The organism is Nibricoccus aquaticus, assembly GCF_002310495.1.
GTDB classification, from domain to species: Bacteria; Verrucomicrobiota; Verrucomicrobiia; order Opitutales; family Opitutaceae; genus Nibricoccus; species Nibricoccus aquaticus.
Window position 1 is genome coordinate 2981965 of the sequence record NZ_CP023344.1, and the last position, 24892, is coordinate 3006856.

Consider the following 24892-nt stretch of genomic DNA (forward strand, 5'->3'; position numbering starts at 1 on the left):
TTCAAATGAAATTTTCATAACAAGTCATGAAAATTGTCTGACGCGGGTCAAGTATTTTCAGCAAGACGCTTGCCACTTCGCTAGAAATTCCGGGCGCGCAATTTTGCGCGTTCCCATGATTTCAGGAGTTCCAACCGGCAACGGATCGTGTCGGGCCAGACGGGCGGATTGGTGCTGACATTGTAGCCCACGGTCGTGCCCAGCTCGGGACAGATCCAGAGTTCGCCGCGTGGGGCTGGGCCTTGAAGCCACATTGCGAACAGGTCTTCTGCGAAGGATAGATAATCGTTAAATTCAGGGGTGAGTTTACCTTTCCCATTAGTCACTGGAATCTGGCAATGCTGGCTGTTGAAAGGCCGACAATGAAACAGGTGCGAGTGCTGAATGAGGCGCGGACTATCAAGCAGCCGTTTTGAATAATCTTGGGGCAGCACGTGCTTCATCACGGCCGGATGAGAATGGTCCCAGGTTAACGGCAGAGGTTCTCCTGTTTCACGAGTGAAAAGCCTGGAGATTTCAGCGATTTTCTCGGGAGTCTCCGTGCAGGTATCACGATGGGTTTCGATGTGTGCGGAGAGGCCCAGTTTTTGTGCTGCCCGCACGGTTCGGATGATGATCTTTGTGGCGGCAGCAGGTGTGGTGTCATGCTCGCCGAGCATGCAATTGACGTAGTGGGCGCCTCCGGCAGCTTCGATTTCGAGCAGGGTGCGAACGTCGCTGCCAGTTCGTGAGAAAACACGTCCGCAGATCTTCAGTTGCAGACGCCTTAAGTGGGGGGCCAGTTCTGGCCGGAAGGTTTCGGCGATGCCGTCGAATCCCGCATCTTTGATCGCGGCGAGTTTTCTTGTGAGTGACCATTCGCGGCGCGTGGTGGGATGTGCGACTAGAGACCAGAGGGACGCGCAAACGATCAAGCGGGGTTGTTCTGAAATGATTTTCATTACTTTACTGAAAATAACTGAAAACAAATGTTGAAATTCAGAGTGTGGCCAGCCCATTTTGAACCTCAAAGTCACTGCGAGCCCTCATTAGACAGCGGTGGCGTCCGACTTTCAGCTCATGCCCCAGCCATTTGTTAATCGTTCCGCTTGGATTTGGTCTCTCGAAGGATCCCATGCTGCGGCGGCCGAAGCATCGCCGTCGCATTATCAAGTCCGTCTTTTTCGTCGTTCATTCGAACTTGGGGACGCTGCGGCAACACTGACCGCGCATATTTCCGCGGACAGTCGGTATCTGTTCTACTGCAACGGCGTTTTGGTTTCACGGGGGCCAGCGAAGGGGGATATCCATCACCACTTTTATGATACGTGCGAACTGACCCGCTGGCTGAAGCCGGGCCGGAATATGCTCGCGGCCGTGGTGCTTGATATGTCGCGCGTCGCACACCGGCCATCCGCGCTAGGCGCGCCTTGCTCGGTCATGACGTACACGGGCGGTTTTCTCCTAGAAGGAGAACTGGGCGGGGCGTCGGAAAAAACCGGACGGCTGGACACCGGCCTGCCCGGATGGCTTGTGAAAGTGGATACCTCTTTCCGCTTCCAGAATGATGGAACGCGTTTTGAGGGGTATCACGGTTACTTTGAGCACCGTGTTTCTCGAGAGCTTCCAGCCGGATGGAATCAGCCGGAGTTCGACGATAGCGGCTGGAAAGACGCGGCCACACTGTATCTGGCGGAGAGGCATGAAAACCGCCGTGATCCCACTAGTCCGTATGGTTTGGTTCCTCGGATGATCTCGCCACTGGAGGAGGGTGCTCCTGCGCGTTTTTCCTCAGTGTTTTTGCAAGGCGGAGCTGATGCTGGTGACGGCTGGCTAAATTTAATCACGCAGGACAAGTCCGTTATCATTTCTCCCGGTGAGACCTGCTCGGTTATTGTCGACACGGGCGAGTTAACGACGGCTTATCCTCTTTTAGATGTCTCTGGCGGAGCTGGCGCGCGTATCCGTTTCACGTATGCGGAGGCTCTCCGTCTGCCGTGGGCGACGAAAGATGCGAAACTGCTCGGGCGTCCGCAGTCGTTGGAGAATCTGGCGTCTCATTTCGCGGATGAGTCGAGCGGCTGGACGTTCGATCGCCGAGGAAAAATCAGCGGCTGGTCCGATGTGTGGGAGCCGGCCGGATCGGGGGCTGAACAATTCGAGCCCTGGCATTGGCGTGCGTTTCGTTACGTCGGGTTGGAGATAACGGCGGGAACTGAGCCGCTGACTCTGCTACAATTAAAGCAACGATTCACCGCATATCCTTACAAGATCACCGGCGCGTTTGAATGCTCCGATCCGCGTTTGAATAAAATCTGGGACGTCGCGCTGCGCACCATGCGGCTCTGTTCGCATGAGACGTTCGAGGACTGCCCGCATTACGAGCAAATGCAGTACGCGGGGGACACGATGATCACGTCGAAGATCGCGATGCTGACGAGCGGTGATGCTTCGTTGGGCCGGCAGGCGCTCTATCAATTCGATTGGTCGCGTCTGCCGGAAGGGCTCACTCAGAGCCGGTTTCCGTCCCGGCTGCTTCAGGTCATTCCCTCGTGGTCTTTGCACTGGGTCACGAATGTTCGCGATTACGTTTATTGTACCGGGGATCTGGTGACGCTTCGAGATCTGCTTCCTGGAATCAGAGCGGTGCTCGATTGGTTTCGCCGTCACGCTGATGAGAGCGGTCTTCCGTCGCGTCTTCCGTTCTGGAACATCACCGATTGGTGTTCCTGGTGGCCGCGCGGGGTTGTTCCGGGTGCTGCCGATGGTCCTGTTTGCATCATCTCCGCGCAGTACATCCAAGCGCTGGATGAAGTTTCAGATCTTTGCCGGATCGCGGGCAGAAGCCCGGAATCTACGGATCTTGTCAAAGAAGCCGACGGACTCAGACGTGCGCTTCACACGCGATTCTGGTCTGAAAAAGAAGGCCTCTATTTCGACCGCCCCGGCGGCCCTGAGGTCAGTCAATACGGCAATGCGTGGGCGGTGATTTGTGGAGCGGCCGGTGAAAAGGAGCGCGCTCAGTTGTTGAAACGATTCCCAACGGATCCACTTCTCGCGCCCGGCTCGTTCTTTTGCTGGCACGCTGTTTTCCGCGCGCTGCGGGTTTGCGGAGTTTACGACCGATTCCCTGAGTTTCTCGGACCGTGGCACGAGATGGTGGATTACGGTCTCGATACATTTGTCGAAGAGAACAGTTACTGGCGCTCGCTCTGTCATGCGTGGAGCGCGCATCCGGCGCTGGAGTTCATCGGCGGTGTGCTGGGCGTTACCCCGAAGAAAATCGGATTCACTGAGGTAGATGTTGCTCCGAACATTTGCGGCCTCACTCACGCAAGCGGGCGGGTCTGCACGCCGGCGGGTGCGATCGACGTTTCGTGGGAAATCCGTGATGGGGTTTTTGGCATATTGATTTCCGCTCCGGCGAAGACATTCGTGAATGTCACTCTGCCGGGCGGTCATCGCCGCTGCTTCGAAGGCGGGCGCTTTGAAGAGAAAGTGAAGCTTCTGTGAACGATCAGTTGCGATTGAAGCAGGACGGCGATCAAGCGGTGGAGATCCATCACCGTGCAGGACTGCTCTTCCGTTACGTTTACCGTCCGGAGACTTTGGCCAAAGAGTCTTCGCGTCCATTTGCGCATCCGGTGCGAAGTTTGTCTGGAGCGACGTTGTCTTGTTTTCGTCCGAACGATCATCCTTGGCATCATGGGCTGAGCTTCACGATCAACCATGTCGGGGAGAAAAATTTCTGGGGCGGCCCGTCTTATCGTGCGGCCGACGGCTATCAGTGGCGCGACGATCACGGTATTCAGAAACATCTGGAGTGGCTGGAGCTTTCTGCAGCGGCGCTCACGCACCGGCTTCAGTGGAGAACGGCGGACAAGGACGAGTTACTTTTGGAAGAAGTCCGTTCGTTGGAGGTCGAGGTTCTGTCGGAGAATGCCTGGGCGCTCTTCTGGCGAGCTTCGTTAAAGAACGTAACTGGCAGCGCGCTTTCACTGGGGAATTATCATTCGCGGCATGGTCTCACAGGCTCGCATTACACGGGTCTGCAATTCCGGGGCGCGCGCGATTTGCTCGATGAGCATGGCGATGCCAGCATCAGCATCGCTGCCGAAAACGGCCTGAGCGGTGAGGTGGCGATTCACGGAGCAGCGGCAGGTTGGATGGAGTGGAACGCGCAGAAGGACGAAAATCTTCAGCGCGTGAATATCCGATTCATCAATAACACCGGGCCGATTCACTGGTTCGTGAGGCAGAAAAATCCGCTCACGGCTTTTCCGTTTCAGTTCGATCGCGATCACCTTTTGGCAGCAGGGGCTGAACTGCTGATCGATCACAGTCTGATTTTCACCGACGTCTCATGAAATTCACGCGCACTCATTTTCTTCGTAGTCTGGGAGCAGGAGCGATGGGCCTGTTGGCCGCCAGCCGCCTGAAGGCGTCCTCATCGGCTCCACACGTGGACGATGTCCTGCCTATTTTCGATGCGAGCCGCGCCGAGGAGTTTTGGAAGCGGGTGCGCGCGCTGTATCCGATTTCTGAGGAGCTGGCCTATTTCAATTGTGGCGGGCTGGGACCGTCCTCCCGGCCGGTGCTGGATGTGTACGAGCGCAGCACGCGTTCGTTGCAGTTGCGCGTCGATTCGGGTCATGCGTCTTTTGACGAAGCGCGTCGGACCTTCGCCAAGTTTTTCGGAACGGATGCGGAGGAACTCTGTTTCACGCGCAATGCGACCGAGAGTAACTCCATCATCGCGGCGGGGATCGCTTTGCGCGCCGGCGATGAGATCATTTTCGAATCGCACGCGCATCCGGGCGGATCGCTTCCTTGGCTGAATCAGGTGAAGCAGCGAGGAGCCGTGGTGAAAACATTCGAGCCGGCTACTGACTCTGCCGCGAGCAATCTTGAGCGTCTCGCACGTCTGATCACTACACGCACGCGCGTCATTCAAGTGAGCCACGTTACCGCGCCGACCGGAGTCGTCATGCCGGTGGCGGCGATGGCCGAACTCGCCCGTGAGAAGGGTATTTGGTTTCACATCGATGGCGCCCAATCCGCTGGGATGCTGCCTTTCGACTTACACGAGATTGATTGCGATTCCTACGCGACCAGCGGGCACAAGTGGCTGGGCGGACCTCGCGAGTCGGGATTGCTCTACATCAAAAAATCGCGCGTTGAGGAAATCGCGCTCTCGCACCTCGGTGCTTACTCGAGCGAGAACTTTGATTTCACAGGGAAGCTGGAAATTGTGCCTGGCACCCGGCGTCACGAGTACGGCACGCGAAACGCAGCCACTGTGCTGGCTTTGCAGGAAGCTGCACGTTTTCAGGAATCAATCGGGCGACAGCGGATCGCCGAACGCGGACTAGCTCTGGCGACGCAGGTGCACCGTGGACTCGAGGCGATTTCTGGCGTGCAAGTGCTGACGCCTTCGCGTCCTGAGCTGCGTGCGTCGATGACTACGTTCAAAGTGAAAGACGTCTCCTCGGAGAAACTGTTCGGTCATCTGCTCGGAAAGCATAAACTTCGCTGCCGTCCGGTGACCGAAGAAAATCTGGATGCGCTCCGCGTTTCTACTCACTTGTTCAACACTGCGGATGAATGCGACCGCCTGGTGACGGCGGTCGCTGAATTCGCGAAGACGGCCTGATCCTTTATGCGTCGCTCTTCCTCAATCCGCTATTTCCACGACGAGATCGATCTCGACGGCGGCGCCTGCTGGCAGCGAGGAAACGCCGATGGCTGCGCGGGTGTGGCGGCCGCTATCGCCAAAAACGGCGACGAGAAGATCGGAGCAGCCGTTGATCACCGCTGGCTGCCGGGTGAAATCATCGGTGCAGTTCACGAAACCACCGACGCGAACGATTCGTTTCACGCGATCAAGGGAACCGAGTTCGGTCTTGAGCGTGGCGAGCAAAGCGAGGGCGGTCTGGCGGGAGGCATTTGCTCCGGCAGCTTCATCGAGATCGCGGCCGATCTTTCCCGTGATGACCTTGCCCGCGCCGTCGCGGGGAAGATGACCGGACAGGAAAAGCAGCGAGCCGCTGCGCACGGCAGAAACATAGTTGGCCACCGGAGCGCTGGTCGCCGGGAGCGTGAGACCGAGTTTGGCCAGATTTTCCTCGGGCGCGCTTTGAGCGGCCGAGACGGAAAGAAATGCGCAGAGGAGAAAGCCAACGATGCGGGTATTCATATGAGTGTTACTTGCTCTAGCAGGACGCGAGCCCGCTGGGAAACGACAAACCAATGATTTTTATGCGACGACTACTTGTTACCTTGTTCTTGCTGGCCGGAATTCCGGTTTTTGCGGCGCAGCCCAAACACGATCTCTATCTCTGCGTCAGCCAGTCGAAGCCGTTCGTGATTGGGATGAAGGTGCAGCAATTGAACGGTATCTACCGGATCGACGATCAAGAGACTCCCGTACACGTCGGCTTCAATCATCCGCGGCAGGACACGCTGACGGTTGATCCCCGGGGAGCCCGGACGATTTTCAGCGTGGGTCTCAACGGTGTGCTGCGTTACTCCATCGATGGGAAATCGTGCCGGATCATGACGAGCTGGGACATGACGGAGCCCAAGGACATCGCGATAGATCCGCACGCGCCGGATACGCTCTACATCGGATTGCCGGACGGCATCGGCGTTTCGCACGATGGCGGTCAGACGTGGAAACGCTCCAACAAAGGAATCACTCGTTCGTACACGCAGAGTATTTTGGTGGATCGTACACGACAGGGCCGGGTTTTGGCGGGGACTGAACTCGGCATTTATCTTAGTGAAGACGGTGCGAAGACTTGGCGCAGGGTTTTTGAGACCTCGCACACGGTGAACGACATCAAGCAGTCGCCGCACGATCCGCGTGTGATGCTGGCGGTGACTCAAAGCGACGGTGCGGTGTTGTCCCGCGATGGCGGTGCCACGTGGAAGGCCATCAGCCAGATCGATAAGAAGCACACACTGCACAATGGTGATTTCGATGCGACCGATCCGAAGCGACTCGCGGTTAGCGGGTGGGGTTGTGGAGTCCTCGTTTCCGAAGATGGTGGGGCCACCTGGGTTTCACGAAACGACGGACTGCCCAATCGGGAAGTCTGGCGCGTGGCGATAGATCCGGATCGCCCGGGACGGCTTTATGCTTCGCCACATCAGAACGCAGTTTTTTCGTCGGACGATTTTGGACGTACGTGGAAGAAACAGTGGTTCGAGGCCGCCACGGTCTGGGACTTTGTTTTCGTGCCACGACAGTAACCCACAGCTCACGTTCTTATGAAAATTTTCAGCACGATTCTTTTTTCTCTCACTGCCGCGATTGTCTGCCACGCAGGCGAAACGGCTGATCAACGACTGGCGGCCTATCAAAGCCGGCTGCATGAAGTGACGGCGTGGCGATCCGGTCTGGTCAAAAAAGAAGATCCGAAATCTGGCGGCCTGGCGGAGATTGCCGCGAAACTTGCGCGTCGGGAAGATGCCGACTGGTGCTCCACGCGGCTGATCGAGCTCATGAAGGAGCCGGCTAGCGATATGTTCTGGATGTTCCCCTGCGTGTCTGTGGCCTATCTCGGGCGCGATCAACTTTCGCCGGAGGCAAAACTGGCGATGCGCGAAGCGTGGCGCACGTACATGCCCATGCGCGGCGATACTGAAAACCACTGGGCCATGTACTACAGCTCGCTGTACCTGATGGCGCAGTTGTGGGCCGATGAGCCCGGCGACCGCTGGTTCACCGGGAAAAGCTCGGCGGAGAATCTGGCCGAATCCCGCGACTACCTGATCCACTGGATGGATCTCGCCACGACGATCGGGCAGGGCGAGTACGACTGCACCCACTACATCGGAGAATACTGCATCCCGATGCTGTTTCTCGCGACGTGGGCGGAAGATCCCGCGATGCGTAAACGCGGGCAGATGATGCTCGACTGGACTCTGGCTGACTTTGCCATCGATACGCTCGACGGAATCTACATCGGCGCACATGCCCGCACGACAGATGGGCAGGTGTTGGAGAAGTGGAACGGGCTCTCTTCGTTTTTTGCGTGGCTGTACTTTGGGAATTGCCCGGCGCCTGAATCGTACGGGCACTGGGGAATCTACTTTGCGGCGGCGGGAACCGTCTCCGATTACCAGTTGCCGGAAGTCATCAACAGCATCGCGACGGACCGCAGCGGACCGTACTTGAGCTTGGAGCAACGCCGCACCCGCCATCGCTGGCGGAACTCGGATGTTCGCAACGCGACGGTGTACAAAACGACCTACGTGACGAAGGACTATGCAATCGGTTCCGACCAAGGCGGGATGCTGCAGCCCATTCAGCATCATTCCTGGGACGTGACGTGGTCGGTTCCCAATCCGCGCGGCATTCACAACACGCTTTTCTCTCTCAATCCCTATTACTCGTCTGATGAGTTGCAGACCTACTTCACGGAATTTCCTGACTGGATCACCGAAGCGGTCACGCAGCAGGGAAAGCCGACGTATAATAAGGAGGACAAGTTTCTCGGAGGTTCGCCGTATGAGCAGGTTTATCAGAATCTCGATACGCTGATTGCGCTCTACGACATCCCGACGGGAACGACGTTTGAGCACATCAACGGATTTTTCTCCAAGGATCTGAGCCGGCTGGAAGAGGATTCGTCGGGCTGGATCTTTGCGCAGGGTGGCAACGCGTTTATCGCCTACCGGCCGCTGGCCGCGTACGAGTGGCGCGAGATCAAGGGCGGCGGCAAACGGCTCTACAGCCCTCACAAAAAGAACGGCACGCTTGTCCAGATCGCGGCCGCAGGAGAGTTCGCGAATTGGGACGCGTTTAAGAAAGCGATTCTCGCGCTGCCATTGAAGACATCGGTCGATCCTGTGCCTCGTGTGGAGTTCACGACGCTGCGCGGACGGAAGGTTGTCTGCGCGTACGGAAAGATCCCGACGGTGGACGGAAAGAAAGTGGACTACTCCAAATGGAAGCTTTTCGACAGTCCCTATCTGCAGTCGGAAAACGGCAGCAAGAAGCTGATCCTCACGCACGGCAAACAGGAGCGTGTGCTCGATTTCAATACGCTGACGACCATCGACCGGGTGAAGGAGAACTGAGCGATGTTGTACTATTCGAGTTTCCGAAATGTTGCAGGCGCCGCTGTCCTCTTGGCGGCAAGTGCGCTGGCGGCATTGGGAAATTTACCATCGGAGGAATCGTTGAAGGAGGGCGGCAAGGCCGCGCATGTGATGCTCACGCATCTCTGCGACGACTTTGGCGGACGGCTCACGGGATCAAAGACCAACCAAGGCGCGCTAGAGCGGCTGGTTGGTGAGTTAAAAAAGCTCGGCCTGAATCCGCAGACGACGACTTTTTCTATGCCGGGGTGGGAGCGCGACGATGACAGTGTGGAAATGCTCGCGCCTGTAAAACGACGGCTGCGGGTGGCCGCGCTTAGCTACACGCAGGCGCAGCGATCGTTTGAGGCGTCGGTGGTGAACATCGGCGCAGGGGGCGCAGGCGCTTATCCTGAAGGGAAGAATCTTCGCGGATTTGTCGGGTTGCTGGCGGCGAACTCCAGCGTGCCGTTGCAGGAAATTTTGAGAGAAGCTTCCGCGCGCGGACTCAAGGGCGTGCTTTTTGTGAACCGCGAAGATGGCGGACAGTTGCTCGCACGGACGGGAAGTTTTGTCGGAGAGAAACTGCCGATGCCGGTTTTCTCCGTCACGCAGGAGGAAGGATTGTGGATCGGGCGGTTGCTTGCGCGTGACGTTCCTGTGCGCGTGAAACTGGAGACGAAGTCACGCAGCACTGAGATAACGACTGCGAATGTCTCGGTGACTTTTCCGGGAAAAACTTCCCAGCGCGTCGTCGTGGGAGCGCATTTCGACAGCTGGGATCTGGGGCAAGGAGCCATGGATAACGGAATCGGTACGGCGCAATTGTTCGCGCTCGCCCACGTATTGCGCGGCCAGGAGCTTCAGCGCACAGTTGAGTTGATCTGGTTCAATGGAGAAGAGCAGGGGCTGTGGGGCTCGCGGCATGAAGCGAAGCGGATCGGAGACGCGCCGGTCGTTGCGATGATCAATCTCGACATGATGGGCGTGCCGCAGGCGGTGAATGCGCTGGGCGATGCCTCGCTGGTGCCAGCGCTCGAACGTTGGAATAAATCCCGCGGCGATGCGCGGCTTCCCAACGGCGTGCTCAACTTCAACTGGTTTGGCAGCGATCACACGCATTACCAGATCGCCGGTGTGCGCACGGTCACGTTTTCTGCGCCGATCGAGCGTACGTCGGTTCGCTACTATCACGATTTCGCCGACACGATCGACAAGGTATCCGAGAAGCTGATCGTCGATTCCACTGCGGTGATTGGCAGCCTCGTGTTTGCGCTGGCGGAGGACGCGGAACTGGAGGCGTTCCGACGGGATCGTGCAGAGACCGAAAAATTGTTTACCGAATTTAAGCTGGAGGCGCGGATGAAAGGAGCCGGGCTCTGGCCGCTTCCTGATTTTATTAGCAAACCTAGTTCCACCCCATGACCGTCCTTGGCCTTCATATCGTAGATGCTCTCGTAGTCGTCGTTTATATCATCGCGGTCCTCGCGATTGGAAAAATTCTCTCTCACGGAGTGAAGGGGGAAGGAGACTATTTCCTAGGCGGCCGCTCGCTAGGGAAGTGGTTTCAGTTTTTCCTGAGCTTCGGCAGCATGGCCGATCCGGGGCAGGCGACCACGACGTCGAGTTCGGTGTACCGTCAGGGCGCGGGCGGTGCGTGGCTCGCGCTGATCACGTTGTTTCTCACGCCGTACTATTGGTTCAGCAATGTCTGGTTCAGGCGTGTGCGTCTCACGACGATGGCGGATCTTTTTCAGGATCGTTTCGGAAAACGATTTCTGGCGACGCTGTACGCCAGCACGACGATCTTCATCATCATCGTGGGTATTGCCGGCGGAAACGTGGTCGCGCTCAAAACACTCCAGCCGTTGATGGTGAAAGATCCGGCGATCTACTCACCTGTGGAGAAACAGAGTGTGGCTGATTTTCACGAGTTCACTGAACTCAGGAAGGTGAGGCAGACGGCACCGCTCGCTGAAGCGAGCGAAGCGCGGTACAGCGTGCTAAAGGATTACTATGATCGCGGTGAGCTTCAGCCGTACGTCACTTATTTGAAGCCGGTGCTGTTCTACCTCGTTTCGACGTCGCTCGTGGCGATTTTCGTCATGCTGGGCGGACTGAAAGCATCCGCGATGGTCGATGCCGTGCAGGCGGTGCTCGTCATCTTGATATCGGTTATCCTGATACCGTTCGGTCTCGCACAGACGGGAGGCGTCAGTGGGCTGCACGAGAAAGTGCCGGCGGTGATGTTTAATCTCTTCGGAGGAGGCGGGATGAGCGAGTACACGTGGTACTCGATCGCGGCGTTGTTGCTCGTGCAGTTCGTGGGCATCGTCGGATCGCAGGCGAATATGACGATCGCCGGCTCCGCGAAAAACGAGTTTGCCGCACGGCTGGGTGCGGTGACCGGTGGATTCAGCAAACGCTTCGTCACGATAGCCTGGGCTTACTGCGGATTGATCGCGCTGGCGCTGTTTGGGCCGAACCTCTCCGACCCGGATCAAGTGTGGGGATTGCTCACGAGCGAACTGCTGCCGGTCGGTTTGATTGGCGTCATGATCATCGGCATTCTCGGCGGAAAGCTGGCGCTACTGGGCGCGCAGTCGGTGGTGCTTTCAGGTCTCGTGGTGAAAAATCTCTACGGCCCGCTGTTCCCCGGAAAGAGCGAGCGGCACTATATGTTCGTGGCGCGTGCGACGGTGCCGATCGTTTTGGCTCTCGGCGTAGCGGTGGGGCTGTACCTCAACAGCGTCGTCGCGATTTTGAAATTCTCCATCGTGCTGCTGGTCGTGTGGGGCGTGCCGATCACGCTAATTTTCCTGTGGCGCCGGCTCACCGAAGTCGCGGTGCGCGTGCAGGTGCTGGCGACGCTGTTTGTGATCGCGGTGGTACCGTGGAGCGTTCCGGCGATTCCGGCTCTCGCGCAATCATCCGCGCTGACGTTGATGACCCGGGAACGGACGACCTCGACGCAGATGAACGCCACGGCGGCCGATGTGACGGCGGGGCTGGCGGCGAAGGAAGGCGACTCGATCACGAAGGTGGTCCGCACAGAGCCTGTTTCGGTTTTCTTTGAAGAAGGTGTGGTGCGCACGGATATCAAGAATCCGGATTCACCGCGCACAGGAAAAGGACTCTTCCGGAGCGAAGTGTATCTGGTGTCGTTGCTGGGCGTCGATGTGGCGGGTTTCAGCCCGGCGCAATTGATGACGACGCGTTACGTGGTGGATGCTCTGTTTCCGATCTTCGTCCTGATCGTGGTGAGCTTGCTCACGCAGCCTACTGATCCCACGCGGGTCGCGCGCTTCCATGTGCGCATGAAGACTCCCGTAGCGCTGACATTGGATCAGGACGCGAGGGACGTGGAGGCGAGCTATGCGAATCCGACGCGTTACGATCACTTGAAGCTCTTCCCGAAATCGAACTGGGAATTCACCAAATGGAACAAGCAGGACACTCTGGGCTTTATCGGGTGCTGCGCGTTGGTTGGCGTGATTTTGATCTTCTTCAAAGGAGTGCTGCTGCTCGGCAGCTAGCGCATCCACATCCGCCTTTTTGATATGAAACGTTTTCTCCTGCTTATCGTTTCTCTATTGAGCCTTGGTGTTTCGCGGGCGGAGCGCGTTGATCTACAAACATCCAAAGCGGCGTCCGTGCTGGTGTGCGGTGGCAGCATGATGAACGGCGATCAGTTTGCCGACTCCGTGCAGGCGGTGATGAAGACGCACTATGCGGGCTGTAAGAAAATCGCGTTGGTGCTGCACGCCACGCTGCCGGAGGATCGTGACCGGATGGAGGAACGGCTGCGCAAGGCGTTTCAGCATCTCGGAGGATTCGCCGTGGAGTCTTTGCATCGGCATGACAGATCCGGCCAGAGGGCGCTGCTGGAAAAGGCGGACGGCATTTTTGTCGGCGGAGGAGAGACGTTCGTTCTGCTTTCCGATCTCTACCGCTCAGGACAAATCGATATTCTGCGCAGACGAGTTCTTGCGGGAATTCCTTTTGGCGGCACGAGTGCCGGAGCGAATGTCGCAGGACTATTGATCGGGACGACGAACGATTTTCCGGTGACGTTTGTGCCGACGCGTCGTGCGCTCGCCGTGTTTCCCGCGGTGATCAATCCGCATCATCCGTTGCCTGCGAACAAAGCGGATTTCGACGGGCGTGTGGGGAAGATCAAAGCGTACCTGCGTTTCAACCCAGACGAGACGGTTTTTGCGTTGTCGAATGCGGCGATCGCCAGGCTCAACGGCGGGCGCGTCACGCTAGAGGCGGGCGCCGGTTGGGTTTATCACGGAGCGGGTGTGCGCGAGTTGAAGCTCGGCGAGGAAGTCCCGGAGCTCATGCCGAAGTCGTAGCGCAGCTGCCACTGGCGGACTTCACCCGGAGCCAGTGTGATCGAGAGATACGGTTCGATGGAGAACGTGTTGGCGTTGCCCCAGATCACGCATTCGTCGGGCGGGAAGCTGGTTGAGAAGTCGATCTGGTTGAGCGCTGGATGACTCAGGCGGGCTTCCAGATTTTTCTCTGCGGGAAGTTTTAGCTGATCGAAGTGCCCGTCCTTCACGTCGTGGAAGCGGCGCTTCTGCGTGAGGCAGTTGTCGGAGAGAGCGAAGCCGGGATTTTCGGCGAGCGATGTGCCGTCGGGCAGGCCGGCTTTGATGAGGCCTTCGGTGAGTGTGAAAAACGGATGCGCGAACCACTGGAGCGTGATGGGCGAGTCACCTTGATTGGCCAGACTGGAGACCGAGATGAGGCTGGAGTGCTGCAGCTCGACGAGGCGCAATAATTCGTAGCGATGACCGAGTGCCTCGTGCGTGGTTTTGAACAGCGCGCGTTCGTGCAGCGGGATGATTTCCCATTCGCAGCGGCTGACGAGGGTCGTCTCGCCAGTTGAAGAACGTTTCAGCACGCCGGTGCCGACAGCGAGTCCCTCATCGCCTTTCCACGTGAGCGGAGAGCCTTCTCGCGTGCGATGCCGGAACGCCTCGGGCAGACCTTGTCCATTGAAGGGATCGGGCGTGGGATTTGGCCATTCGGGTCCGGCTAAGAGCGGACCGGCGGTGACGTGATGAACCTGCCAGATGAATCCTGCGGGGCAGAATCGTGGTACGCCGTTGAGGCCGGATTCTTGTGGGTCGAGGATGTCGACGCGGAGCCGGGCGTTGGCTAGGTGGAGCACGAAAGAGAACGCTGAAACTAGCGCACGCGAACGACGCGGACCTTGGTGTTCTTGCCGTCGAGAACGAGGGTGAATCTGTTGTTGGGGCGGGCGTGGATCTCGATGGCGCGTCCCACGAGTTCGTCGGGTATCGGTTCAGTGCCTTCCCACGTTTGGCCATTGTCCAAACGGAAACGGTTGGCCGATTCCCACGAGACGACCTTTGCCTGAAGCGGCGGCAGCTTGCGCCAGTCGGAATCGCTGATGTTGGGCAATCCAAAGCGGCTCAGCCAGCCGCGGGTATCTTCGGTGGAAGCGGCGGGAGTTGCGGATGGAGGAACGGGCGGTGTGACGGTGGGAGCTGCTGCTGCGGGAGTAGATGCGACGGAGACGGCGCGCGACTCTTGCACAGCCACTGGCGCGACGGTTGTGGCCGAAGCAGTGGAGGCAGAGGGCAAGGCTGGCGGAGGTTGCGCGATCGCGCCGGGAGGCTGTGTCTGCCGGTGCAATGCTGCCTCGAGTGCGGCGATTTCGGCGGGAGTCAGACGGTCCAGCCCTGAGGCTTTCCACTCCTCGGGCGTGAGTGACTTTTTAAGATTGGCTTGAGCGAGGGCCGAGAGAGAGGACGCTGCCAAAGTCAGAGCGAGGGCGATTTGTAGTGGAAGTTTCATGATGCCTCGCTGCTGACTCGTGGAATTTAGGACGGCCGTTGATCAGCTGACAGACTTGGTGGTGACCCGGCGCGGCGAGCACTGGCCGTGCAAGGCCGTGTAGAAGGGGTCGCCCGGTTTGATGGAGCCGCGCGAGACGATCTCGCCGGTGAACGCGGATTTGTAGATCGCGGTGAGCAGCTCGAGCGTCTTGCGGGATTCTTCGCCGGAAGTGAGGGGCTGGCGTTTCGCGTCCATATCGGCGACGAGCGCGTTCAGCTGCGCGCCGTGGGTCGATCCGACATCGGGTGGGAACGATTGCCAGGCTTGCAGCAAGGAGTCGTCGTGCGCGGGCGGGACGGGCGTGAATTTCCAGTTGTCGCGGGTGTAGCCGTAGAGGTGGGTGAGCTCGATGGTACCCTGTTGGTAATCGAGACGAAGGTAGGTTTCCTGACGCGGGCTTAGCGCGCTGTTGACGATCGAGCCGACTGCGCCGTTTGCGAACGTCACGAGGGCCATGGAAACGTCTTCGACTTCGATCGCGCGGTCGAGCGTGGCGGCGAGGGCGCGCACTTCGCGCCAGTCGCCCATCAAGTGGAGGAAGTGATCCATCGCATGGATACCCAGGCCCATGGTGGGCCCGCCGAGTTCAGTCGCCCAGCGGCCGCGCCAGGGCACGGAGTAATAGGCGGCGTCGCGGAACCAGAGCGTGTTGCACACGCCGACGAGCGGGCGGCCGAGGTGGCCTTCATCAGACAAACGGCGAACGTGGGCGGTCGAAGAACCGAAGCGCATTTGAAGAATGCACGCAGTGTAGCAGCCCGTGCGTTTCTCGGCTTCGGAGATGCGATCAAGTTCGGCGAGAGAACCGCAGAGGGGTTTTTCGCAAAAAACCCAAGCACCGGCTTCCATCGCGGCGATGCTCATCGGTGCGTGTTGCGCGGGTGGAGTGGCGATGAAAACCAGGTCAGGTTTCACTTCGGCCAGCATGGTCGCGTAATCGGTGAAGTGGCGCGGAATCTTATTCCGCTTCACGAAGTCGGCGCCCCGCACGGGATCGATGTCCATCGCAGCCTCCATGGTAACCCGTCCATGGGTGGTCTCAATGGCGCGGAGGTGTGCGTCGCTGATGGAACCGGTGCCGACGATGACTGCGCGGTAGGTTTTGTTCATTCTTGGAGAGGGGATTTTCCCGCCGACCTAGCAACGACGTCGAGCATGGAGTGAGCGCGACGCGAATTTCCCGCAGGAGTTTCGCGGTGTTTAGCGACTGAGTGCGAGCTGGAGAACCTTATTGCCGGTGAGCCGGCGCTCGGGAGCGAGCGAATGGGGAGTGCGACCGCCGTGAACTTTGGCCAGTTCTGCAAAGCGCGCCTGAGTGGCCTTCACGAATTCATCGACGGGCCGGGTTTCACCACACAACGCCATGATCTGCGGCAGCCAATGATGGCCGTAGCGGACGTGGTTTTGTTCGTCGTTGCGATCGAAGGCCAGAAGCGTGTCGGCCTCGAAGTCGTTTAACTCACGCACGCGATCCATCACGGTCGCCTTCGTGGGAAAACTGCCGGCTTCAAATTCCATCGTCATCATCGCGTAGCGTTCATGCGGCGGCATCTGGACGAGGATATTGTAGAGGTCGAGCGAGTGCTCGAGCGTCATGAGATCGACGCCGAGTTTCGGCAGCTGGCGATAACCAAACTGGCTGTGGCGCGACTCGTCCCAGAGGTGACGGGCCATGTCGTGGTGCAGATCGAAAGAGGCTTCGGGCGTGTCGTAGAAAATGGTCGCGAGGTAATCGACGGCATCCAGCTCCATCATCAGCCAGACATACACCATCAGACGGATCACGCGTGCATCGGTCTTCGGATCGACCAGCCAGGAGCGAACGATGGGCGTTTCATCCGGGTCATAACTGAACGCACTTGAGCACGTCGGGTAGGGGCCGCGGTTGCAGGTAGGAGGGTGAGTATACGCGCGCTTTTCGTGTTCCCAAGCGGAGCCGGCCGCGAGTGGGATTGCGGGGCGTTCGCCTAGCAATCCTCCGAGGCTGTCCACAATCGCGGAGAGATGATCCGTCCAGTAGCTGGCGTGGATGGTCGCGAGGTACGGGGTGATCTCTTCGGTATGGCGGGTTTCGTCGTTGATGAATTCCTCGACCAGGCGACGCGACGGCCAGTCAGCGAGATGATGGGTCGCTTCGAGGTAATGCCGATAGGACGCGAGCAGCGCAGGTTTGATCACCCGATAGAATCCGGCGAGGGCCACCGAAACGTCGGAGGGCATGACCGCTTCGTTGAAAAGACGCCTGATGCTTTCACGGACGCTTTCCCCGGAGCCAAAGCCGCTCATCTCGCGACCGCGTTCCCGCAAGAAGCGGGCGTGTCCGGCCGACTCCCACACGTGCTGGCAAAGCAGATACTTCAACTCCGGTTCGCCGGCGCGGTAGATCAGCGTGGTGGCGGTGCGAACGAACTCACGCTCCACTTCAAACAGCAGGCGCTGCATGCGCGCCATGTGTTGAACAGCGGCCATGCGGCCGGACGTGGAGATGTGTACAGGAGCGGAGACGGAGGGGGCGGCCATCGGATAAATTCGATGCAGCGTTAGCAGATGCGGCCGCGTTTGCCTGCGGTGCTGTGGCCGGGAGGATTGATGCCTACCCAGCGCTCGTCGATGGGCTCGCTCGCGCGTTGGTAGCGGGCATCGCTGGAAATGCGCAGACGATTTTCGGTGCGGTTATCGAGCGAGGCGTGAACCAGGAACATGCCGAAGGTGATGAAATCGCCGGCTTTGAATTCGGTGGTGAGCCAGCGACCGCCGAATTTTTCGCGCACGACTGGAGGGTTGTGCGAGAGGCTGCCGGAGAAGGACCATTTACCGGCCTTCGCGGTTTCCACTTCCTTGGGTTTGTTTTCGCAGAAGCCGTCGACGTCGCGGTAAACGTAGTTCTTCAGGAGATCCATGCGCTTGTGCGAGCCCTCAAGAATCATCAGCCCGCCAAGAGTGAGGGAGATGTCTCCGTACGGAACCCAGCAGGTCATGTGTGAGTGTGTGCCGCGGCCCATGTAGGGAAGATCACAGTGCGGGTTGGTGCCTTTGCCGGGACCAATCGCGCGCAACCAGGTGAAATCGTAATGCCGGATAGGCTCGTTGAGGAATTTCGAATAGAACTCTGGCAGACGTCCCGAATAGAGGAGGTTCTGGATGGCGGGATTGTTGGCAGTGATCTCCGGTTTGAAAACGTATCCAGAGCCTGGTTTGCACACGCCATCGATCGTAGGATAGGCAGGATCGAGAACGCCGGCTTCGGCTAGGCGGTCGGTCAGGCTGGCGCGGGCGGCGAGCACTTCGTCGCGGTCCAGATAGCCGGGCATGTAAAGGTAACCGTCTTCTTCGAAGCGGCGGTGAAGCTCCTCCATGTCGTCAGCGGCGTCATTGGATTCGCGCAGCCAGCCGACCTTGTCTTCGGCCATGTCGAGTTCGTGGCCGTAGGAATAAAGCTGGGGAAGGGTGTCTGTGGGGTGGCTCATGAAAATAATCTACACCTCTTATGCGGACCATTAAATGGTTGAACTGGGATTAGTGATGTAATTTTTGGGCCGATGCCGTCTGCATTAAAATACCGGGCCGAACCGTGGTTGCAGAGCCCGTTACGCACAGCGGTGGGGGAGATCGAGCTGGCGGGATTGCTGAGAAACGTGACTGGGCTGGATCCGGCAAATATGCGGATTTTGAGACGTTTCACTCTCGTGCTCATGGTGGAGGGCCGGGGCTACTACCAAGACGCGCGGGGGACCAAGCTCGAATGGGCGGCCGGCGATGTGGTGCTGGTTTTTCCCGAGATCGCGCACGCGTATGGCCCACTGCCCGGGACCGAGTGGGCGCAGATCTACTTTGTGTTTGATGGGCCTCAGTTTCAGCTTTGGCGGGCGCAGGGATTACTCGCTCCCGAGCGCCCGGTGCTGCGGCTCGGATCACCGGATTACTGGAGGCGCCGATTGCACGATGTGGTGAAAGGTGAGTCGCAACACAGCCCGGGAGCGTCGCTGCGATCGGTCGGGCGGTTCTTGCAGGTGCTCGCGCAAATGGTGGCTACGGACGCGGACAAGAGCAGCCAGTCGGGGCGTGAAGCCTGGCTCGAGCGAAGCTTACAGCTATTGGGCGATCGCACCTCGGAAGGCTGGCCATCGCCGCAAGCGGTGGCGCGTCAGGTGGGGTTTAATTACGAGAATTTCCGCAAGCGCTTCGTGCAGCAAACGGGCGAATCTCCGGGGCGCTATCAAAAACGGCGTCGCCTGGATTGGGCGTGCGCGGCGATTTATCACGGGGAGCATTCGTTCAAGCAGGTCGCGGAGGAACTCGGGTTTTGCGACGTCTTTCATTTTTCGAAAGCTTTTAAGCAGCACATCGGTCAGACGCCGTCCGAATACCGGCGTCGCGCCCGCGGCTAGAGCGAAGCCGGGGCGCGGTGGATGGGAGAGGTCAGGCGTTTGCCGAGGCGGACCAGCCTTCCGGCCAAGTGGTGCCGGGAATCGGACGCCAGAACATGTCGGGATCGATGCGGGGTTTGTGGTGCCGGTATTTCTCGGTGAGCCGGACTTTGGTCTTCAGATGTTCGACGAGGTTTTCACCGTAGAAGAATGTGTTCTCGGCGATGCCCGAAACGACGAGAACTTCGGAGGACGTTGTTTCCAGAAGCTCGATGAGGCCGCGAATGTTCGTGAGCTCCCCATCGATCGCCGACTGAAGATTTTTTTCGCACGTGGACCGGATGGTGTCGTCGGTTGCCTGAAGGTAGCCGTACACGTTTTCGCACCAGGCACATACGCTGCGCAGGCTCGTGACCCAGTGCAGATAGGCGCGGACGCGATCGCGGAGATCGGTGAAGACATTGCATGGCTCGCCAGCGAGGCCTGCGGCGATTTTTTCCAGTCGCGCAATCAGCGGGTGCAGCCGCGCGATGACTTCGCGATCCATGTCGGCGGCCATCTTTTTGCCGGAGTCGCGCGTGATGAGATCGAAGAGCACGTCTTTGCCCAGATCGATCAGGCCGGGGTTGTTGTGCTGGAAGCAGCCGTGACGCTCGTAGTACTCGCGCTCGGGGGCGGGAACGGCTTCGGCATCGGGGACAAACGGGCGATCCCATGTGCGCTGCCAGCAAAAGCCAAAGGCGCAATAGAGGCCGACGAGCGGCTGGCCGGTGAGCGCATCCTCGAAATCCTGCCAAGCGGTCGTGAGCGTTTTCGCGTTTTCTGCGCCGACGAGCTGGGTCGCGTATTCGGAGAGAACCTGGTCGATGGGTTTTCCGGGGAAGAATTGAGCGGCGCGGATGGCGACGGGATTGGGCCAATACGGCGCCTGGCTCGTGTTCGTGAGACCGCCGAGACAGCTGATGCGGCTGATGCCGGTTTCGCTGACGGCGGTGAGTTTGCTGTGCACCATGCGCGGGAAGGGCAGGCCGAGGAGTGGTTCGTGATTCATCACGCCCGAGGCAGAATAGTGGAGAACCGGCTCGACGCCTTGAGCGCGAGATTGCTCGAGTGTTTCGCGCTCGGCCTTGTCCATCGTCGTGTGGAAGATGCTGCCGGCTACGCCGAGATTTTCCGGATACTTCGGATGCGAGTAAGGAACGCTGTAGCCTCGAACGAGCAGCGAAGGCGCCTCCCAGGTGACGTGTTCACCCATGCCGGCCTTGATGTGCTCGTGCTCCACTTTGAAGGGCTCGATGCGGAGAATGACATCGAAGTCCGGGTTAACCTCAGCAGCCGCGCCTTGGAGATTTTTCAGGAAACGCACGATGCTCTGGCCGGCCGCCTGCGCGATCTTATCGTGATTGCGCCACTCACGGATCATGTACGGACCGCCGTTGCGGCCCACGTAGAGCGAAGACGTGTGCTCGAAGCCTGCGCCGCTATCGTTGGTCCAGACGGACATGTAGCTCAGATCGGGAACGGCCTTCACGATCTTCTTCAGAGCTTCGCGGTAATGGCGCTGCACGATCGGGTGATCCTGAGCCATCGTGTAGCGCGGGAGGCGCGAACGGAACGGGTGGTCCACGCGAGCGCCGCGAAGGGTCGGGTATTTGGCGAAGAAACGATCCGGCATCGTGCGCGGTTCAAACATGCACACGCCGGGTTTCAGGCCGTAGCGACGGCCGAGGTCGGCGAGTTTTTTGAGATGATTCAGGTTCGCGTCGAGGTACTGCGCCGGCCAGATGCCCTGGGTGAGTGGCGTATCGACAAAGTGGTTAAAGCCAGGCGCGTAGGTGTAGAACTGCGGATAATATTCGAACGCCACGGAGTCCTCGTAGGGCATATGCGCCTGCAGGCCGTTGACCTCGCAGTGAGTGAATCCTGCTTCAGCAAGCGTCGCGACATAGTGCTCGGGATCAAACTTCCGGGCGCTGCGCCAGTACTGCGTGTAGCAGGCGTCCCAATGGGGGCGGTGCCAGCCGAAGGTGGCCGGCAGCCACAGGCCTGCTGCGAGTTTCTCACGGGTCAGTTCGCTGATTCCAGATGAGAGCAAGCGCACTGCGGCAAAAAGAAACGAGCCGTGCGTGGCGATGATTTCTCCGGTGCCGTTCTCGGCTATCCGCAGCCACATCCAAGCCTTGGACTCCTTCGCTTTCAACGGGAGCTGCGTCGGCAAATTACGAGAAGCGAGGGCAACGATCACGCCGGTTGTCGCTGTGTTTGCGGGCCCCGCAGTCGCGTTGCTGATTCGTGCCAATTCTTGTGCGGAGGTGATCTCTGAGGGTTCCGCGGACGGGGGGTGAAAAACTGACTTGAGGGTGAGGGAGGGTAAGAGAGCAGAAGTCATTTCGAGCCGCAGAAGCAAACGGAGCCGCTAGAGTGGCAATCTCAAAGCCGGGCAAAAACCAAGGGACACCCAATTTATCCCAAGCCGTACATTCGTGGCCGCTGGCTTTGACCGCTCAGGCTCTTTCTCGTGATGGCGTATGCCGCAAGACCTGCTCGCTATCGCCGACTATGAACCGCCCATGGGGGATCTTTTCACGCATCGACGTCTGGATATTGGACGCGCGATATGGACCGAGCCACTTGCGGCAGAAAAAGGGATGCCCAAAAAGCGCATCATCCATCAGCGCGTGGTGCGTTTGCAGGCTCCGGCGAAACTGCTTCGTCTCGGCGTGCGGCGAGGGCAGGGTTATCACAAATGCGGGAGCCGGCAGGATCTGGACTGGGTGGTGGGAGTGCGTGTGCTGGCGTGGGAGGGAAATCGTTGGAAGGAAATTTACCGGCGCGACACACTGAAGGCACCCGAGCTGGATGTGACGCAGTGGATCAAGCTGCCGAAAATCGAGACGACCGGTGTGATCATCGAGTTGAGGCGATCAGGCATCGATGGCGGATGGACTCCTTGGAATCTGGTGATGTCCGCGTTCGTGCTCGAGGGCGAGTTGAGTGATCCGGTCTCGCCGCGAAACGAGCGGCTGCTGCGCACGACGAAACTCGATCTCCAGGGGTTGCCTCCCGGCGTGAAGGCCGAAGCGAAGAACGGTGCGGTGGTCTATCGCAGTGCAGATTTTGAAGTGGGATTCACGTTGGGGCGGCCAGGTTTTTCTCATCTGGGATTGCTCATCGAGGATGCGGCGAAAGCGGGTGTGAATGTTTTGGCGACCCGCCCCCCGCTTGTTCACCAAGGGCCGCAACTGAGTGTTGTCGGAAAGGCTCCGCTGATCGCACCCGCTGTTCGCTGTGATATCGATGGCGTGACGGAGGTTGAAGGAAGCGTCGTGCGCTATGCGTTTACCTCGGGCGGGCAGGCTTACCGGCTGACGTGGCGAATCACTGCGCAAGGGCTGGTTCTAGAAGCAGAGAGATCGGCGAAGAAAGCGGTCACCGCCTGGCACAGCACCGTCTGGATGATCGGCGTACGCAATAGCGCCACGCCCTCGCATGTGCTGGGCCGACTGATCGAAGAAGGCGAGGTAGGCGCAGTGGCGCTGCCCGCCTTGCTGACGCTCCCGGGATTTGGAAGCTGGGAGATTTCATCGAACACGCCTGACGCCTCGCTGAGGAGCGACTGTCGCCGGAGTTTGGATTTGAATACGCTCGAGCTAAAGCTCGGTGAGGATCGCACCCGCGAAGGGCTTTATCGACTTCGTGCGGGGACTCATCGGGCGGTTTTTATTTTCACGCCAAAAACTCCGCGGCCTTTGCTCCGGGACGACGCCCCCGCCGTGGCGAAGCGTGCACTCATGAGGACACAGTGGACGGCGCTGACCTTTCGCGCCGATACGGCCACGCTGAGCAATAACGGCGCGTCGATGCATTGCCCTATCTGCATGGACACATGGTCTTCCGTGGCGATTCCCTCGGGAGATGTATTCCCTGGATTGCCCGCAGTGGAATTCTTGCGGCACTCGTTGGAGCGGTGGCTCACGGGCGGGCCTGGTTACGCTGCCGGTCGTCTGTTGCAGGATGGCAGCTCTCACGATGCGGATGACGAATATCTCATGACAGGCGCTTCGGCCTTACGCGGGCTCGGTGACTACCTGAATCATTGCGCGTCGCTGGCGTGGTTTCGCGAATTCAGGCCGTACATTGTTAAGAAACTTTCAGCGGCGCTGGAGCGAGACCTGGATGGCGACGGACTCATTGAAAGCCCCTATCGCACGGGAGTCAGTGGCACGAACCAGTGGAGCACCTGTTGGTTCGATGTGATTTCGTTTGGGTGGAAAGACGCTTTCGCCAACGCGATTCTCTATGGGGCACTCGGGGAGCTGGCGGAGGGGGTTTCTCGATTCGGAGAAGTGTCGATCGCGGCCGATCTTCGCGGGTGGGCCGAGCAATTGCGTGGAGCCTACCGAAAGGCGTTTTGGAATGATGCGACTGGTTGGATCGCCGGCTGGCGCTGCCAAGAGGACAAGCTGCACGACTACGGATTTCTCGCAGTCAATGGTGCGGCGATCGCGGCGGGATTACTGGGGCCGGAAGATGCGCGAGGCGCGTTGAAGCGGTTGCTAGCCGAGGCGAAGCGGGTGGGGTTGCCGGATGCGTCGCTCGGGTTGCCGGGAAATCTGCATCACATACCGGACTTTGATCTGGCGGACATCGCCCAGGGATATCCGCTCGGTTATTATCAGAACGGCGGGCGGACGCATTCGCAGACGCGGCATTTCGTGATGGCGCTTTACCGTTACGGTTTTGAGCGCGAAGCCGACCGCTTGCTCAACCGGCTCTGTGTGGGCTTTGCCGAGGCGAAGGTTTTTGGCGGAAACCAGAGCGGCGTGGACTGGCGCTACTGGGATGATCGTCCGTGCGGTTACGAAGGGCTTTTGACCGATCAGTTCGGAGTTCTCGAAGCCGTTTTCTGGCGCTGGGGACGCTCTAAGATGCCGCAGCCTTGATGCCTTCGAGGAGAAGACGGGTGACGTGACGAATCCCGTCTTCTCTCACCTTGGGCGAAGCCAGATCGAGGCTCAGCGCTTTCGAGAGTGTGTACCGGTTGGAGCTGTAGATGAGGCACAGGCCGATGAGGCTGATCAGCAGGTGACGCGCGTCCATGTCGTTGCGGATCTTGCCCGCGGCGATACCGCTTTGAAGAAAAGTATTCAGTGCTCCGAGCATGGGGTCTTTGCTCAGTTTGAAGCCCGCCCCGGCCAGACCGCGCCCGTCGTTGAGGTTTTCCCACAGGAGCAGCCGCACGAATTCGGGGTGATCGCGCAGGAAGTTGAAATACATCCGGACGATCTCGGCAGTCATGGCCTCGATGTCCTGGTTGTGGGAAAGCGTGTTGATCTCGAGGACTTCCAGACCCCGGTAGGCTTCGGTCAGCACTTCCTGATAGAGCTGCTCTTTGTTGCCAAAATAGTGATACACCATGCGCTTGTTGACCTCGGCGGTCTCCACGATCTCGTCGACGGTGGTCCCATCGAGACCGGCGCGCGCGAAAAGGGTGGTGGCGGCGCGCAGCAAGCGATCGCGCACGGGAACTTCCTCGGTGGGTTTGGCTGCGAGTTTTCGTGGCATGGGTGACAGGAGTTGGCAGC

The 24892-nt window shown here is 59.0% G+C and carries 19 protein-coding genes; 10 read left to right on the forward strand and 9 right to left on the reverse strand.

Going from position 1 to position 24892, the window contains the following annotated elements; translation table 11 throughout:
- Positions 1 to 80: 80 nt before the first annotated feature.
- Positions 81 to 941 carry a sugar phosphate isomerase/epimerase family protein gene (locus tag CMV30_RS11930; protein ID WP_096056238.1) on the reverse strand — a complete coding sequence of 287 codons (861 nt, stop codon included), beginning with the start codon at positions 939 to 941 and terminating at the stop codon, positions 81 to 83.
- 118 nt (positions 942 to 1059) lie between these two features.
- Between CMV30_RS11930 and CMV30_RS11935 the strand changes: the two genes are divergently transcribed.
- From CMV30_RS11935 to CMV30_RS11945, 3 genes are read left to right on the forward strand one after another with little or no spacing between them, the layout of a single operon-like run.
- Complete coding sequence (locus CMV30_RS11935; RefSeq protein ID WP_138223270.1) at positions 1060 to 3492, forward strand: alpha-L-rhamnosidase-related protein; 2433 nt, start codon at positions 1060 to 1062, stop codon at positions 3490 to 3492.
- Positions 3489 to 4346 (forward strand): DUF6807 family protein, encoded by an 858-nt coding sequence (locus tag CMV30_RS11940; RefSeq protein WP_096056240.1) that lies wholly within the window; start codon positions 3489 to 3491, stop codon positions 4344 to 4346. The genes CMV30_RS11935 and CMV30_RS11940 overlap by 4 nt, the downstream gene beginning before the upstream one ends.
- On the forward strand, positions 4343 to 5632 hold the full coding sequence (locus tag CMV30_RS11945; RefSeq protein ID WP_096056241.1) for an aminotransferase class V-fold PLP-dependent enzyme: 1290 nt from the start codon (positions 4343 to 4345) through the stop codon (positions 5630 to 5632). The genes CMV30_RS11940 and CMV30_RS11945 overlap by 4 nt, the downstream gene beginning before the upstream one ends.
- 21 nt (positions 5633 to 5653) lie before the next feature.
- Here CMV30_RS11945 and CMV30_RS11950 read toward each other — a convergent pair whose 3' ends face one another.
- Positions 5654 to 6175 carry a RidA family protein gene (locus CMV30_RS11950; protein ID WP_096056242.1) on the reverse strand — a complete coding sequence of 174 codons (522 nt, stop codon included), beginning with the start codon at positions 6173 to 6175 and terminating at the stop codon, positions 5654 to 5656.
- Positions 6176 to 6237: 62 nt separating this feature from the next.
- Between CMV30_RS11950 and CMV30_RS11955 the strand changes: the two genes are divergently transcribed.
- The 5 genes from CMV30_RS11955 to CMV30_RS11975 are packed head-to-tail and all read left to right on the forward strand — an operon-like array spanning position 6238 to position 13424.
- On the forward strand, positions 6238 to 7233 hold the full coding sequence (locus CMV30_RS11955; protein ID WP_175414852.1) for a WD40/YVTN/BNR-like repeat-containing protein: 996 nt from the start codon (positions 6238 to 6240) through the stop codon (positions 7231 to 7233).
- 18 nt (positions 7234 to 7251) lie between these two features.
- Positions 7252 to 9066 (forward strand): hypothetical protein, encoded by a 1815-nt coding sequence (locus tag CMV30_RS11960; protein ID WP_096056244.1) that lies wholly within the window; start codon positions 7252 to 7254, stop codon positions 9064 to 9066.
- 3 nt (positions 9067 to 9069) lie between these two features.
- Positions 9070 to 10491, forward strand: coding sequence for a M28 family peptidase (locus tag CMV30_RS11965; RefSeq protein WP_096056245.1), 1422 nt, complete (start codon positions 9070 to 9072; stop codon positions 10489 to 10491).
- The gene (locus CMV30_RS11970; RefSeq protein WP_096056246.1) at positions 10488 to 12602 is read left to right on the forward strand and encodes a sodium:solute symporter family protein; all 2115 of its coding nucleotides are present in this window, start codon (positions 10488 to 10490) and stop codon (positions 12600 to 12602) included. The genes CMV30_RS11965 and CMV30_RS11970 overlap by 4 nt, the downstream gene beginning before the upstream one ends.
- A gap of 24 nt (positions 12603 to 12626) precedes the next feature.
- Positions 12627 to 13424, forward strand: a complete 798-nt coding sequence (locus CMV30_RS11975; RefSeq protein ID WP_096056247.1) for a Type 1 glutamine amidotransferase-like domain-containing protein — start codon at positions 12627 to 12629, stop codon at positions 13422 to 13424.
- On the opposite strand, the gene CMV30_RS11980 is transcribed toward CMV30_RS11975, so the two are convergent.
- The 5 genes from CMV30_RS11980 to CMV30_RS12000 form a co-directional block, all read right to left on the reverse strand.
- On the reverse strand, positions 13358 to 14248 hold the full coding sequence (locus tag CMV30_RS11980; RefSeq protein ID WP_096056248.1) for a hypothetical protein: 891 nt from the start codon (positions 14246 to 14248) through the stop codon (positions 13358 to 13360). The two genes, CMV30_RS11975 and CMV30_RS11980, sit on opposite strands and share 67 nt — an antisense overlap.
- 17 nt (positions 14249 to 14265) lie before the next feature.
- The gene (locus tag CMV30_RS11985) at positions 14266 to 14898 is read right to left on the reverse strand and encodes a hypothetical protein (protein WP_096056249.1); all 633 of its coding nucleotides are present in this window, start codon (positions 14896 to 14898) and stop codon (positions 14266 to 14268) included.
- Positions 14899 to 14940: 42 nt separating this feature from the next.
- Entirely contained in the window at positions 14941 to 16050 is a 1110-nt protein-coding gene (locus tag CMV30_RS11990) for a Gfo/Idh/MocA family protein (protein ID WP_096056250.1), read from the reverse strand.
- Between the two features lie 90 nt (positions 16051 to 16140).
- The gene (locus CMV30_RS11995) at positions 16141 to 17460 is read right to left on the reverse strand and encodes a DUF455 family protein (RefSeq protein ID WP_096056251.1); all 1320 of its coding nucleotides are present in this window, start codon (positions 17458 to 17460) and stop codon (positions 16141 to 16143) included.
- A 20-nt stretch (positions 17461 to 17480) separates the two neighbouring features.
- Entirely contained in the window at positions 17481 to 18407 is a 927-nt protein-coding gene (locus tag CMV30_RS12000; RefSeq protein WP_096056252.1) for a phytanoyl-CoA dioxygenase family protein, read from the reverse strand.
- A gap of 72 nt (positions 18408 to 18479) precedes the next feature.
- Here CMV30_RS12000 and CMV30_RS12005 point away from each other — a divergent pair, with 72 nt between their 5' ends.
- Positions 18480 to 19328 carry a helix-turn-helix domain-containing protein gene (locus tag CMV30_RS12005; protein WP_096056253.1) on the forward strand — a complete coding sequence of 283 codons (849 nt, stop codon included), beginning with the start codon at positions 18480 to 18482 and terminating at the stop codon, positions 19326 to 19328.
- 31 nt (positions 19329 to 19359) lie between these two features.
- Here CMV30_RS12005 and CMV30_RS12010 read toward each other — a convergent pair whose 3' ends face one another.
- On the reverse strand, positions 19360 to 21552 hold the full coding sequence (locus CMV30_RS12010) for a hypothetical protein (RefSeq protein ID WP_138223271.1): 2193 nt from the start codon (positions 21550 to 21552) through the stop codon (positions 19360 to 19362).
- 283 nt (positions 21553 to 21835) lie between these two features.
- On the opposite strand from CMV30_RS12010, the gene CMV30_RS12015 reads away from it, so the two are divergent.
- On the forward strand, positions 21836 to 24250 hold the full coding sequence (locus CMV30_RS12015) for a glucosidase family protein (RefSeq protein WP_138223272.1): 2415 nt from the start codon (positions 21836 to 21838) through the stop codon (positions 24248 to 24250).
- Here the strand turns inward: CMV30_RS12015 and CMV30_RS12020 are convergent.
- Positions 24231 to 24872 carry a TetR/AcrR family transcriptional regulator gene (locus CMV30_RS12020; protein WP_096056256.1) on the reverse strand — a complete coding sequence of 214 codons (642 nt, stop codon included), beginning with the start codon at positions 24870 to 24872 and terminating at the stop codon, positions 24231 to 24233. The genes CMV30_RS12015 and CMV30_RS12020 overlap by 20 nt on opposite strands.
- Positions 24873 to 24892 lie beyond the last annotated feature (20 nt).

Coding starts and splice junctions, on each gene's coding strand:
- CMV30_RS11930 (WP_096056238.1), bottom strand. CDS start 941: ATGAAAATCATTTCAGAACAACCCCGCTTGATCGTTTGCGCGTCCCTC.
- CMV30_RS11935 (WP_138223270.1), top strand. CDS start 1,060: ATGCCCCAGCCATTTGTTAATCGTTCCGCTTGGATTTGGTCTCTCGAA.
- CMV30_RS11945 (WP_096056241.1), top strand. CDS start 4,343: ATGAAATTCACGCGCACTCATTTTCTTCGTAGTCTGGGAGCAGGAGCG.
- CMV30_RS11950 (WP_096056242.1), bottom strand. CDS start 6,175: ATGAATACCCGCATCGTTGGCTTTCTCCTCTGCGCATTTCTTTCCGTC.
- CMV30_RS11955 (WP_175414852.1), top strand. CDS start 6,238: ATGCGACGACTACTTGTTACCTTGTTCTTGCTGGCCGGAATTCCGGTT.
- CMV30_RS11960 (WP_096056244.1), top strand. CDS start 7,252: ATGAAAATTTTCAGCACGATTCTTTTTTCTCTCACTGCCGCGATTGTC.
- CMV30_RS11965 (WP_096056245.1), top strand. CDS start 9,070: ATGTTGTACTATTCGAGTTTCCGAAATGTTGCAGGCGCCGCTGTCCTC.
- CMV30_RS11970 (WP_096056246.1), top strand. CDS start 10,488: ATGACCGTCCTTGGCCTTCATATCGTAGATGCTCTCGTAGTCGTCGTT.
- CMV30_RS11975 (WP_096056247.1), top strand. CDS start 12,627: ATGAAACGTTTTCTCCTGCTTATCGTTTCTCTATTGAGCCTTGGTGTT.
- CMV30_RS11985 (WP_096056249.1), bottom strand. CDS start 14,898: ATGAAACTTCCACTACAAATCGCCCTCGCTCTGACTTTGGCAGCGTCC.
- CMV30_RS11990 (WP_096056250.1), bottom strand. CDS start 16,050: ATGAACAAAACCTACCGCGCAGTCATCGTCGGCACCGGTTCCATCAGC.
- CMV30_RS11995 (WP_096056251.1), bottom strand. CDS start 17,460: ATGGCCGCCCCCTCCGTCTCCGCTCCTGTACACATCTCCACGTCCGGC.
- CMV30_RS12000 (WP_096056252.1), bottom strand. CDS start 18,407: ATGAGCCACCCCACAGACACCCTTCCCCAGCTTTATTCCTACGGCCAC.
- CMV30_RS12005 (WP_096056253.1), top strand. CDS start 18,480: ATGCCGTCTGCATTAAAATACCGGGCCGAACCGTGGTTGCAGAGCCCG.
- CMV30_RS12015 (WP_138223272.1), top strand. CDS start 21,836: ATGCCGCAAGACCTGCTCGCTATCGCCGACTATGAACCGCCCATGGGG.
- CMV30_RS12020 (WP_096056256.1), bottom strand. CDS start 24,872: ATGCCACGAAAACTCGCAGCCAAACCCACCGAGGAAGTTCCCGTGCGC.